This is a genomic window from Streptomyces sp. NPDC102274 (assembly GCF_044766385.1).
GTDB lineage: Bacteria > Actinomycetota > Actinomycetes > Streptomycetales > Streptomycetaceae > Streptomyces.
The window spans coordinates 39,935-52,228 of sequence record NZ_JBIWLW010000043.1 but is presented as its reverse complement, the minus strand read 5'-3'; the positions used below and the strand labels follow the sequence as shown (position 1 = coordinate 52,228).

The following is a 12,294-nucleotide window of genomic DNA, read 5'->3' as shown; positions in this document are numbered from 1 at the left end:
CGGCTGTCCTCGCCGGAGTCCGCGATCCTCTCCGCGGTCATCTTCAACGCGCTGATCATCGTCGCGCTCGTACCACTCGCCCTCAGAGGCGTGCGGTACCGGCCGATGAGCGCGGACCGAATGCTCCGGAGGAATCTGGGGATCTACGGCCTCGGCGGACTGATCGCCCCCTTCATCGGCATCAAGATCATCGACCTGCTCCTCTCCCTCATCCCGGGCATCGGGTGAACGGCATGACATTCATGAACGGCTCGGCACGCAACGCCGCGCGCCTCCTCGGGGCCGGTGTGCGCGCGCTCCTCGTCCTCACCGTCCTGTGCGGGGTGCTCTACCCGCTGGTCATCACCGGCGTCACCCAGGGCCTCTTCCCCCGTCAGGCGAACGGGTCCGAGGTCAAGGAGGCCGGCAAGGTCGTCGGCTCCTCGCTCATCGGCCAGCGCTACGACCTGCCGCTGAGGACGGGCCAGGAGACCCCGGAGCCCGACCTGAAGTGGTTCCAGCCGCGCCCGTCCAACGGTCTGGGCACCAACAGCGTCAACACCCAGTACAAGCTGATCCTCTCCGGGGCCACCAATCGCTCGGGCGACAACGCGGAGCTGATCAAGTGGGTCAGGGACGCCAAGGCCGCCGTCGTCAAGGACAACTCCACCCCCGGTTACCGGGTCCCGGCCTCCGCCGTACCGCCGGACGCCGTCACCTCCTCGGGCTCCGGACTCGACCCCGACATCTCACCGGCGTACGCCCAGCTCCAGGTCCACCGGGTGGCCGAGCGGAACCACCTCTCCGTCCAGCAGGTGGAGAAACTGGTCAAGAACCACACCCGGCAGCGCGTTCTCGGTTTCATCGGGGAACCCCGGGTGAATGTCCTCGCGCTCAACGTCGCGCTGCGGGAGACGGTCGGCTGACCATCAGAATCGTGTCAAGACCGACTCACAAGACCGTTGCCGCCCCTTTTGTCGTTTTCCCCGGCTGTATTTTCGACACAGCCGGCGCGTCGGACGTGGTGGCTCTTCTGGAAGACAATGGGGCCATGGGACGCGGCAAGCTTCGGATCTATCTGGGCGCGGCACCGGGCGTCGGCAAGACGTACGCGATGCTCTCCGAGGCGCACCGCAGGGTGGAGCGCGGCACGGACTGCGTCGTGGCGTTCGTGGAGCACCACGACCGGCCGCGTACGGAAGTGATGCTGCACGGGCTCGAAGCGGTCCGGCGGCGTGAACTGGAGTACCGCGGGACGGTCTTCACGGAGATGGACATCGACGCGGTGCTGGAGCGCCGCCCGGCCGTCGCGCTCGTCGACGAACTGGCGCACACCAATGTGCCGGGCTCCCGCAACGCCAAGCGCTGGCAGGACGTCGAGGAGCTGCTCAAGGCCGGGATCGAGGTCGTGTCCTCGGTCAATATCCAGCACCTGGAGTCACTCGGCGATGTCGTCGAGTCGATAACGGGTGTGCGGCAGCAGGAGACCGTCCCCGACGAGATGGTGCGGCGCGCCGACCAGATCGAGCTGGTCGACATGTCGCCCCAGGCGCTGCGGCGGCGCATGGCGCACGGCAATGTCTACAAGCCCGACAAGGTCGACGCGGCGCTCTCGCACTACTTCCGCCCCGGCAACCTCACGGCGCTGCGTGAGCTGGCGCTGCTCTGGGTCGCCGACCGGGTGGACGAATACCTCCAGCAGTACCGGGGCGAGCACAACATCCGCTCCACGTGGCAGGCCCGTGAGCGCATCGTCGTCGGCCTCACCGGCGGCCCGGAGGGACGTACGCTCATCCGCCGCGCCGCCCGGATGGCCGCGAAGGGCTCCGGCAGCGAGATCCTGGCCGTCTACATAGCCAGGAGCGACGGTCTGACCGCCGCCTCGCCGAAGGAACTGGCGGTCCAGCGCAAGCTGGTCGAGGATCTGGGCGGCACCTTCCACCATGTCATCGGCGACGACATCCCCTCCGCGCTGCTCGAATTCGCGCGCGGGGTCAACGCCACCCAGATCGTGCTGGGTTCCAGCCGGCGCAAGACCTGGCAGTACATCTTCGGGCCCGGTGTCGGCGCCACCGTGGCCCGGGAGTCCGGGCCCGACCTGGACGTCCATATCGTCACGCACGAGGAGGCCGCCAAGGGGCGCGGGCTGCCGGTGGCGCGCGGGGCCAGGCTCGGCCGCTCCCGGATCGTCTGGGGCTGGCTGGCCGGGGTCGTCGCGCCCGTACTGCTCTCGCTGCTGCTGACGGCGCTGAACAACACCCTGGGGCTCGCCAACGATGTCCTGCTGTTCCTCTTCCTGACCGTCCTGGCCGCGCTGCTCGGCGGGCTGCGGCCCGCCCTCGCCTCGGCGGCCGTGGGCTCGTTGCTGCTCAACTTCTACTTCACGCCGCCCACCCACACGCTGACCGTGGCGGACCCCAAGAACCTGGTCGCCATCGTGATCTTCTTCGCGGTGGCCGTGTCCGTGGCCTCCGTGGTGGACCTGGCGGCCCGCCGTACCCACCAGGCGGCCCGATTGCGCGCCGAGTCGGAGATCCTCTCGTTCCTGGCCGGCAGCGTGCTGCGCGGGGAGACCACGCTGGACGCGCTCCTTCAGCGGGTCCGTGAGACGTTCTCCATGGAGTCCGTCGCACTTCTCGAACGTATGAGCGATGTCGATCCCTGGACCTGTGCCGGCAGCGTCGGACCGCACCCCGTCGACCGCCCCGAGTCCGCCGATGTCGACATGCCGGTCGGCGACCACATGGCGCTGGCGCTCACCGGTCGCGTCCTGCCCGCCGAGGACCGCCGGGTGCTCGCCGCCTTCGCCGCCCAGGCCGCCGTCGTACTCGACCGGCAGCGCCTGGTGGGTGAGGCGGAACAGGCCCGCGCGCTCGCCGAGGGCAACCGCATCCGTACGGCGCTGCTCGCGGCCGTCAGCCACGATCTGCGCACCCCGCTGGCCGGCATCAAGGCCTCGGTCACCTCGCTGCGCTCCGACGACGTCGAATGGTCCGAGGAGGACCGGGCTGAGCTGCTCGAGGGCATCGAGCACGGCGCCGACCGGCTGGACCATCTGGTCGGCAATCTGCTCGACATGTCCCGGCTCCAGACCGGCACCGTCACCCCGCTGATGCGGGAGATCGATCTCGATGAGGTGGTCCCGTGGGCGCTCGGCGGCGTACCGGAGAACAGCGTTGAGCTGGACATCCCCGAATCGCTGCCCATGGTGAACGTCGACCCCGGTCTGCTGGAGCGCGCGGTCGCCAATATCGTCGAGAACGCCGTCAAGTACAGCCCCGAGGGACGGCTCGTCACCGTCGCGGCCAGCGTGCTGGGCGCGCGGGTCGAGGTACGGGTCGTGGACCGGGGCCCGGGTGTCCCCGACGATGCCAAGGACCGGATCTTCGAACCCTTCCAGCGCCACGGCGACGCGCCGCGCGGGGCGGGAGTCGGCCTCGGACTGGCGGTCGCCCGTGGCTTCGTGGACGCGATGGGTGGCACGCTGGCAGCCGAGGACACCCCCGGCGGCGGTCTGACCATGGTCCTCACCCTCTCAGCGGCGTCCGGACGCGAGCCGGTACGTCCCGAACCACCCGCCCGGTCCCTCACATGACCGGGCCGGCAGAAAGGCAGTTCCCTATGACCCGGGTGCTCGTGGTCGACGACGAGCCGCAGATCGTACGCGCGCTGGTGATCAACCTGAAGGCGCGCAAGTACGAGGTGGAGGCGGCTTCCGACGGCGCGAGCGCGCTGGAACTTGCCGCCGCCCGCCACCCCGATGTCGTCGTACTCGACCTCGGCCTCCCGGACATGGACGGCGTCGAGGTGATCAAGGGCCTGCGCGGCTGGACCCGCGTACCGATCCTGGTGCTCTCCGCGCGCCACACCTCCGACGAGAAGGTCGAGGCGCTGGACGCGGGCGCCGACGACTATGTCACCAAGCCCTTCGGCATGGACGAACTGCTGGCCAGGCTGCGCGCCGCGGTCCGGCGGGCCGAGCCGGTCGGCGGCGACGGCGACGAGACGGTCTCGGTCGTGGAGACCGAGGGGTTCACCGTCGATCTGGCCGCCAAGAAGGTCCACCGCGAGGGCAGGGACGTACGGCTCACCCCGACCGAGTGGCATCTGCTGGAGGTGCTCGTACGGAACACCGGCCGGCTGGTCAGCCAGAAGCAGCTCCTCCAGGAGGTCTGGGGCCCGTCGTACGGCACCGAGACCAACTATCTGCGGGTCTATATGGCCCAGCTGCGCCGCAAGCTGGAGGCGGATCCGTCGCATCCCAGGCACTTCGTCACCGAACCGGGCATGGGCTATCGGTTCGAGCGTTGATCCGGCGCGCCCATACCCCGGTACGCTTTGGGCATGAGTGCTGAGAAGCCGACCGGCCGCTTCCGAAGGATGCTCGACCGGCTCTCCAGCTCCCAGGAGGATCTGGAGTCCGAAGAGTTGCGGGAGGACGCGCAGGCATCGGGCTGTACGCGGATCTCCGACTGCAACGACCGCCAGATCGTTCGGGTGACTGGTACGTTGCGGACGGTCACCTTGCGTCCACGGGCCGGAGTGCCCGCGCTGGAGGCGGAGCTGTTCGACGGCACCGCGCCACTGGACGTTGTCTGGCTGGGCCGGCGCTCGATCGTGGGCATAGAGCCGGGCCGCAAGCTGATCGCCTCCGGCCGGATCTCCCTGAGTCACGGTCGGCGAGTGCTGTTCAATCCCAAATACGAACTCCGACCACTCGGACAGGAGTAGCCGGTGACGTCACCCGACAAGCCCGCCGCCTCGAACGCTTCCCCCGCCACTTCATCCGCCTCACCCGCCACCTCTTCGTCCGACACCCCGGACGCTCCGGACGGCGATGCGAAAGCCGTCACCGAGGCGGCTCTTTTCGAGGCCTTCGGCGGACTGCGCGGCATGGTGGAGACGGTCCTCCCCGGCCTGCTCTTCGTCACGATCTTCACGGTCAACAAGGACCTGCACGCGTCGGCGATCGCCGCGCTGGTCGTCTCGCTGCTGCTCGTCGCGGTCCGGCTGATCCGCCGGGACACCGTCAAGCACGCCTTCAGCGGGGTCTTCGGTGTCGCGTTCGGTGTGGTCTTCGCGATGATGACCGGCGACGCCAAGGACTTCTATCTGCCGGGCATGCTCTACACGCTGGGGCTGGCGGTCGCGTACATCGTCACCACGCTCGCGGGCGTGCCGCTGATCGGGCTGATCCTCGGCCCGATCTTCAAGGAGAACCTCTCCTGGCGCACGCGCAACCCGGGCCGTAAGAAGGCGTACGCCAAGGCCAGCTGGGCCTGGGGGCTGATCCTGCTCGCCAAGTGCGCGATCCTCTTCCCGCTCTACTGGTGGGCGGACACCACTCAGCTCGGCTGGATCCTGATTGCGCTCAAGATCCCGCCGTTCCTGCTGGCGGTCTATCTGACCTGGGTCTTCCTGGCGAAGGCGCCGCCGCCGATCGACGTGTTCGCCGAGATGGAGGCGGAGGAGCGGGCCGAGAAGGAGCGCGCGGCCGCCGTCGCCGCGACGGCCGGGGACGGGTCCGGGCCACGACACCGCCGATAGGCGGCCGCGATGCCGATGGGCGGCCGTGGTCGAGCGGACCGTTTCCAGGACAGCGGGCCGTCCTCGGGGCGCCGGACGGGCGGGATGTAGCCCGTCCGGCGCGACCGGCCCGTCCGGCGCCGGGGCGTCAGCCGGCCGCGTCCTCGCGGCGTACCGACAGCAGATCCTCCAACTGCTCCTCGCGGGCCTGGGCGGCCACGAACAGCAGTTCGTCGCCCGCCTCCAGCGTCTCCTCCGGGTTCGGGGTGAGGACGCGCGTCCCGCGGATGATCGTGACCAGCGAGGTGTCCTCGGGCCAGGTCACATCGCCGACCTGCGTACCGGTCACGGCCGACTCGGGCGGCAGCGTCAGCTCGACCAGGTTCGCGTCGCCGTGGCTGAAGCGCAGCAGCCGTACGAGATCGCCGACGCTCACCGCCTCCTCGACCAGCGCCGACATCAGACGCGGCGTCGAGACCGCGACGTCCACACCCCAGGATTCGTTGAAGAGCCACTCGTTCTTGGGGTTGTTGACCCGGGCCACCACTCTGGGGACGCCGTACTCGGTCTTGGCGAGCAGCGAGACAACCAGATTGACCTTGTCGTCACCGGTCGCGGCGATCACGACATGGCAGCGCTGGAGCGCCGCCTCGTCCAGCGAGGTGATCTCACAGGCGTCGGCCAGCAGCCATTCCGCCAGCGGCACCCGCTCCACCGAGATGGCGGTCGGTGCCTTGTCGATCAGCAGGATCTCGTGTCCGTTCTCCAGCAGCTCACCCGCGATGGAACGGCCCACCGCCCCTGCCCCGGCAATCGCGACGCGCATCAGTTCCCGCCTCCTTCGGGGCCCTCGGCGAATGCCGCCTCGACCTTCTCGATGTCGTCCGTACGCATCATCACGTGGACGAGATCGCCCTCCTGTAGCACGGTCTGGGATGTCGGCAGCATCGCCTCGCCCAGCCGGGTCAGAAACGCGACACGGACGCCCGTCTCCTCCTGGAGCGTGCTGATCTTGTGGCCGATCCAGCTCTCCGCGGTGTGCACCTCGGCGAGTTGAACGCCGCCGCTCGGATCGCGCCACAGCGGTTTCGCGCCGGACGGCAGCAGCCGGCGCATCATCTGGTCGGCGGTCCAGCGGACCGTGGCCACGGTCGGGATGCCCAGCCGCTGGTAGACCTCGGCGCGCTTCGGGTCGTAGATACGGGCGGCCACGTTCTCGATGCCGAACATCTCGCGCGCCACCCGGGCGGCGATGATGTTGGAGTTGTCGCCGCTGCTCACCGCGGCGAAGGCGCCGGCGTCCTCGATCCCCGCTTCCCGCAGGGTGTCCTGGTCGAACCCGACGCCGCTGACGCGACGGCCGCCGAAACCGGAGCCGAGCCGCCGGAACGCGGTGGGGTCCTGGTCGATGACGGCGACGGTGTGCCCCTGCTGCTCCAGGTTCTGCGCGAGTGCGGCACCCACCCGGCCACAGCCCATGATGACAATATGCACGGCCCTACCCCGCACTCCTCATACCCCACCTGAACTGCGAATACATCCTGCTCATATCTCTCTCTCGGCTCGCCGGGCAACACGTTGCGGGCACTTGGGGGCCCGCGGGGCACCATGCGCGACTGGCTGCCGGTCATGGACCCGAGCGGTGCCGGGGATGTCGCCCTCGTCCGCGCTCAGGCCCACCGTATCGGCAACCAGGAACGGGAGATCAGGCGTGTGCCCCGGCTCGGGGCAGAGCGGCTCAGGACGGCGCGGAGGACCTGGGGCTCTGGACGGACGACCCGGCGGGCTGTTTCCTCGTGGAACCCGCACGTATCGATCTCTGCGCGGGGAACGGCTCGCGGGCGACCGCACGGCGCACGCCGACCCTCACCGGGTGACGCTCAGGGCCTGTCCGAAGAGGCCCCTCGGCGTGCCGGACCGCAGGTGGGGGTGGTGCCCTCACGTGATGTTGTTCGAACGCATACGATCCCTTGCGTGTCCAAACTGACCGACGTGCCCAAACGCCTCCTGATCGGACGGGCGCTGCGTAGCGACAGGCTTGGAGAGACCCTCCTCCCCAAGCGCATCGCCCTGCCCGTGTTCGCCTCCGACCCGCTGTCCTCGGTGGCGTACGCGCCGGGAGAGGTCCTCCTCGTCCTGTCCATCGCGGGGGTGTCGGCGTACCAGTTCAGCCCGTGGATCGCGGTGGCCGTCGTGGTCCTGATGTTCACGGTCGTCGCGTCGTACCGGCAGAACGTGCACGCCTATCCGAGCGGCGGCGGCGACTACGAGGTCGCGAACACCAACCTCGGCCCCAAGGCCGGGCTCACCGTCGCCAGCGCGCTCCTCGTCGACTACGTGCTGACCGTGGCGGTGTCGATCTCCTCCGGCGTGGAGAACCTCGGGTCCGCGATCCCCTTCGTGGTGGAGAACAAGGTCCTGTGCGCCATTGGGATAATCGTGCTGCTCACACTGATGAATCTGCGGGGCGTACGGGAGTCCGGGAAGCTCTTCGCCATCCCGACGTATGTCTTCGTCGGCGGGGTGTTCCTCATGATCGTCTGGGGAGCCTTCCGCGGACTCGTACTCGGCGAGACCATGAGCGCCCCGACGTCCGGCCTCGAGATCAAGCCCGAGCACCAGGGCCTGGCCGGCTTCGCGCTGGTCTTCCTGCTGCTGCGGGCCTTCTCCTCCGGCTGCGCCGCGCTGACCGGCGTCGAGGCGATCAGTAACGGGGTCCCGGCCTTCCGCAAGCCGAAGAGCAAGAACGCGGCGACGACCCTCGCCCTGATGGGCGGCCTGGCCGTGACGATGTTCTGCGGCATCATCGGCCTGGCGATGGCCACCGATGTGAAGATGGCGGAGTCGCCCGGCACGGATCTGCTCCGCGACGGCGTCCCGGTCGGCTCCGGTTATGTCCAGAACCCGGTGATCTCCCAGGTCGCCGCCGCCGTCTTCGGCAGCGGCACGTTCCTGTTCGTCCTGCTCGCCGCGGCCACCGCGCTGGTCCTCTTCCTGGCCGCCAACACCGCGTACAACGGTTTCCCGCTGCTCGGCTCGATCCTCGCCCAGGACCGCTATCTGCCGCGCCAGCTGCACACCCGCGGCGACCGGCTGGCCTTCTCCAACGGCATCGTCGTGCTGGCCGGGGCCGCCGCGCTGCTCGTCGGCCTCTACGGGGCGGACTCCACCCGGCTGATCCAGCTCTACATCGTCGGTGTCTTCGTCTCCTTCACGCTCAGCCAGACCGGCATGGTCCGGCACTGGAACCGCCATCTGCGGACCGAGCGGGACCCGGCCAAGCGCCGCCATATGATCCGGTCCCGGGCGATCAACACCTTCGGTGCCTTCTTCACCGGGCTCGTGCTGGTCGTCGTACTGGCGACCAAGTTCACCCATGGCGCCTGGGTCGCGCTGCTCGGCATGGTGATCTTCTACGGGACGATGACCGCGATCCGTAAGCACTACGACCGGGTCTCCGCGGAGATCGCCGCCGCCGAAGGACCGTCCGACGACAGCGTCCGGCCGTCCCGGGTGCACTCGATCGTCCTGGTCTCCAAGGTCCACAAGCCCACGCTGCGCGCCCTCGGATACGCCAAACTGATGCGCTCGGACACCCTGGAGGCGCTCAGCATCAATGTCGACGCGGCGGAGACGAAGCAGCTCAGGGAGGAGTGGGAGCGGCGCGGCATCAACGTACCGCTGAAGATCCTTGACTCCCCGTACCGCGAGATCACCCGGCCGGTGATCGAGTACGTACGCGGTCTGCGCTCGGAGAATCCGCGCGACGCGGTCAGCGTCTACATCCCGGAGTATGTGGTCGGCCGCTGGTACGAGCATCTGCTGCACAACCAGAGCGCCCTGCGGCTCAAGGGGCGGCTGCTCTTCACCCCGGGGGTGATGGTGACGTCGGTGCCGTACCAGCTGGAGTCCTCGGAGCTGGCGAAGCAGCGGGCGAAGCGGCGCCCCGCGTATGTGGTGCCGGGCGCGGTCAGGCGCGGTCCCGTGGACTCGCGGCTGGACTCGCGGCCGAAGGAGCCGGAGCGGAAGGACTGAGCAGGCTGGAGGGGGGAGGCGTCGGCTGGTGGCGGCCGGGTGGGTGACGCGCACGTAGACTGGTGGGCTGTCCGATGCGCTGTCCGGTGGGCTGCCGTCCATGCCTCCCCGTCCCCCGCATGTGATCTTCTGTCTCCCTCACCTCTGATCTTTTGGAGCCACCCCCCATGTCAACAGAACCGCAGGCTTCGCTGATCGGGGAGGAGTACGAGGTCGAGGTGGGCCCCGTCGCCCATGGCGGCCACTGCGTCGCCCGTACCGCCGGGGGCCGTGTGCTTTTCGTACGGCACGCCCTGCCCGGCGAGAAGATCGTCGCGCGCGTGACGGAGGGCGACGAGGACTCCCGCTATCTCCGCGCCGACGCGGTGAAGATCATCGAGCCGTCGAAGGACCGGGTCGAGGCCCCGTGCCCGAACGCGGGCCCCGGCAGGTGCGGCGGCTGCGACTGGCAGCACGCCAAGCCGGGCGCGCAGCGGCGCTTCAAGGGCGAGGTCATCGCCGAACAGCTCCAGCGGCTCGCGGGCCTCACTCCGGAGGAGGCGGGCTGGGACGGTACGGTCATGCCCGCCCCCGGCGACAAGCTGCCCGCGGGCGAGGTGCCGGCCTGGCGCTCGCGCGTGCAGTACGCGGTCGACGAGGACGGACACGCGGGGCTGCGCAAGCACCGCTCGCACGAGGTCGAGCCGGTCGAGCACTGCATGATCGCCACGGAAGGCGTCAGCGAGCTGGGCGTCGAGCGACGCGAGTGGCCGCAGATCGCCACGGTCGAGGCGATCGCCGCGTCGGGCTCGGGCGACCGTCAGGTGATCCTCACCCCGCGCGAGGGCGGCCGGCTGCCGCTGGTGGAGCTGGACAAGCCGGTGTCCGTGCTGCGGGTGGACGAGCGCGACGGGGGAGTGCACCGCGTCCACGGCCGCGCCTTCGTCCGCGAACGCGCCGACGGCCGTACGTACCGCGTCGGCATGGGCGGCTTCTGGCAGGTGCACCCGCAGGCTCCGCAGCTGCTGGTGGAGGCCGTGATGCAGGGCCTGATGCCGAGGAAGGGCGAGACCGCGCTCGATCTGTACTGCGGAGTGGGCCTGTTCGCCGGGGCGATCGCGGAGCGCGTCGGAGAGACCGGCGCGGTGCTGGGCATCGAATCCGGCAAGCGCGCGGTCGAGGATGCCAGGCACAACCTCCAGGACATGCCCCGGGTCAGGATCGAACAGGGCAAGGTCGACCAGGTACTGCCGCGCACCAGGATCACCGAGACGGACCTCATCGTCCTGGACCCGCCCCGCGCGGGCGCGGGCAAGCAGACGGTCAAGCACCTCTCGGGCCTCGGCGCCCGCCGCATCGCCTACGTCGCCTGCGACCCGGCCGCGCTCGCCCGCGACGTGGCGTACTTCCGAGAGGGCGGCTACCGCCCGCGCACGCTGCGGGCTTTCGACCTCTTTCCGATGACGCACCATGTGGAGTGCGTCGCGATCCTTGAGCCTGCTGAAAAGGGCGCCTGACCTGCGGGTTCGGGTGGTGTGCGGGCGGGGTGGTTCGTCCGGGCGGGCGTGGGGTGTCGGCGAGCGGATCGAGGGCAACGCGGGGGACCGTCCGACTCGTCGCCGTCCGGGACCGCCGTCTCGGTGTCCCTCGACTCCGGGGGCCGGCGCGAACCAGCGACGAGCCTGGTAATGGCTTCCGTAGGCAACGCTCTCCCTGGTACCTCGGAACCGCCGACTTCATCGTTGCTGTGTGGCCGCGAGCAGGGCGGCCACCGGAGCCCGCCCCACCGCGAGCCCGCTCCCTCTTTTTTCGCGACTGGAGCACCACCGTGCGGACCAACGTCAGCTTCCCCAGCGCCGGTATCAAGATCGCCGGACACCTGTACACACCGGATGGCGAGGCTGGGGCGCCGCGCCCGGCGATCGTCGTCAGCCACCCCGGCAGCGGCGCGAAGGAACAGACCGCCGGCCTTTACGCGCGGCGCCTGGCCGACCAGGGTTTCGTCACCCTCGCCTTCGACGCCGCTTACCAGGGGGAGAGCGAGGGCGAGCCGCGTGGCCTGGAGGACCCGGCCCACCGGGTCGAAGACATCAAAGCCGCGGTCTCCTTCCTCACCACCCGCGACGAGGTCGACTCCGACCGGATCGGGGCACTGGGCATCTGCGCCTCCGGCGGATACGCCCTGACCGCGACCGCGTCCGATCACCGCATCAAGGCCGTTGGCGCCGTCTCCGCCGTCGACATCGCCCGCCAGTTCCGCGACGGCGCCGACGGTGCCCAGGACCCGGCCGTTTTCCGGACCATGCTCGACGCGGCCGCGGCTGCCCGCACTGCCGAGGCCCGCGGTGAGGGCGTCCCGGTCTTCCCGCTCTTCCCCAACACCTCCGCGGAGGCCGAGGCCGCGGGCGGCGGGCACGGCGCGGAGGGCTTCGAGTACTACTGCACGCCCCGCGCCCAGCACCCGCGCTCGGCGAGGTCCTTCACCTGGTCCAGCGTCGACCGCATGGCCTTCTTCGACGGGTTCCGTTTCGTCGGCCTGATCGCCCCGCGCCCCCTGCTGCTCATCGTCGGCCGCGAGGCCGTCACCTCCTGGATGAGCGTCGAAGCCTTCCAGAACGCACGCGGTCCCAAGGAACTGCACTGGGTGGATGGCGCCAGCCACGTCGACCTCTACGACAAGGAGCCCTACGTCGGCCCCGCCGTCACCAAGCTGACCGACTTCTTCCGGACCCAGCTGGCCAAGACCCGGTAGTGGTCCGGCGTATGGCATACGTA

The 12,294-nt window shown here is 69.7% G+C and carries 10 protein-coding genes and 1 pseudogene; 9 read left to right on the top strand and 2 right to left on the bottom strand.

Annotation, left to right across the window (positions count from 1 at the left end; all coding sequences use genetic code 11):
- The 6 genes and pseudogenes from ACIRQP_RS36665 to ACIRQP_RS36640 form a co-directional block, all read left to right on the top strand.
- Positions 1-228: pseudogene (locus ACIRQP_RS36665) on the top strand (potassium-transporting ATPase subunit B); the annotation flags it as partial.
- A 14-nt stretch (positions 229-242) separates the two neighbouring features.
- The gene (locus ACIRQP_RS36660; protein WP_403898502.1) at positions 243-905 is read left to right on the top strand and encodes a potassium-transporting ATPase subunit C; all 663 of its coding nucleotides are present in this window, start codon (positions 243-245) and stop codon (positions 903-905) included.
- Positions 906-1,030: 125 nt separating this feature from the next.
- Positions 1,031-3,574 carry a DUF4118 domain-containing protein gene (locus ACIRQP_RS36655; RefSeq protein ID WP_403898494.1) on the top strand — a complete coding sequence of 848 codons (2,544 nt, stop codon included), beginning with the start codon at positions 1,031-1,033 and terminating at the stop codon, positions 3,572-3,574.
- A 26-nt stretch (positions 3,575-3,600) separates the two neighbouring features.
- On the top strand, positions 3,601-4,290 hold the full coding sequence (locus ACIRQP_RS36650) for a response regulator (RefSeq protein WP_403898492.1): 690 nt from the start codon (positions 3,601-3,603) through the stop codon (positions 4,288-4,290).
- Positions 4,291-4,323: 33 nt separating this feature from the next.
- Positions 4,324-4,710 (top strand): OB-fold nucleic acid binding domain-containing protein, encoded by a 387-nt coding sequence (locus ACIRQP_RS36645; protein ID WP_382883779.1) that lies wholly within the window; start codon positions 4,324-4,326, stop codon positions 4,708-4,710.
- A 3-nt stretch (positions 4,711-4,713) separates the two neighbouring features.
- A complete protein-coding gene (locus ACIRQP_RS36640) occupies positions 4,714-5,526 on the top strand; it encodes a DUF3159 domain-containing protein (RefSeq protein ID WP_403898489.1) in 813 nt (270 codons plus the stop codon).
- 127 nt (positions 5,527-5,653) lie between these two features.
- On the opposite strand, the gene ACIRQP_RS36635 is transcribed toward ACIRQP_RS36640, so the two are convergent.
- On the bottom strand, positions 5,654-6,331 hold the full coding sequence (locus ACIRQP_RS36635; RefSeq protein ID WP_403898486.1) for a potassium channel family protein: 678 nt from the start codon (positions 6,329-6,331) through the stop codon (positions 5,654-5,656).
- Positions 6,331-6,999, bottom strand: coding sequence for a potassium channel family protein (locus ACIRQP_RS36630; protein WP_403898483.1), 669 nt, complete (start codon positions 6,997-6,999; stop codon positions 6,331-6,333). Before ACIRQP_RS36630 ends, ACIRQP_RS36635 begins: the two co-directional genes overlap by 1 nt.
- Positions 7,000-7,479: 480 nt before the next feature.
- On the opposite strand from ACIRQP_RS36630, the gene ACIRQP_RS36625 reads away from it, so the two are divergent.
- The 3 genes from ACIRQP_RS36625 (at position 7,480) to ACIRQP_RS36615 (ending at position 12,271) form a co-directional block, all read left to right on the top strand.
- Positions 7,480-9,540, top strand: coding sequence for an APC family permease (locus ACIRQP_RS36625; RefSeq protein WP_403898480.1), 2,061 nt, complete (start codon positions 7,480-7,482; stop codon positions 9,538-9,540).
- A 167-nt stretch (positions 9,541-9,707) separates the two neighbouring features.
- Positions 9,708-11,036: a class I SAM-dependent RNA methyltransferase gene (locus ACIRQP_RS36620; protein ID WP_403898478.1), complete on the top strand. Its 1,329-nt coding sequence runs from the start codon at positions 9,708-9,710 to the stop codon at positions 11,034-11,036.
- Between the two features lie 311 nt (positions 11,037-11,347).
- Positions 11,348-12,271 (top strand): alpha/beta hydrolase, encoded by a 924-nt coding sequence (locus ACIRQP_RS36615; protein ID WP_403898475.1) that lies wholly within the window; start codon positions 11,348-11,350, stop codon positions 12,269-12,271.
- Positions 12,272-12,294: the final 23 nt, after the last annotated feature.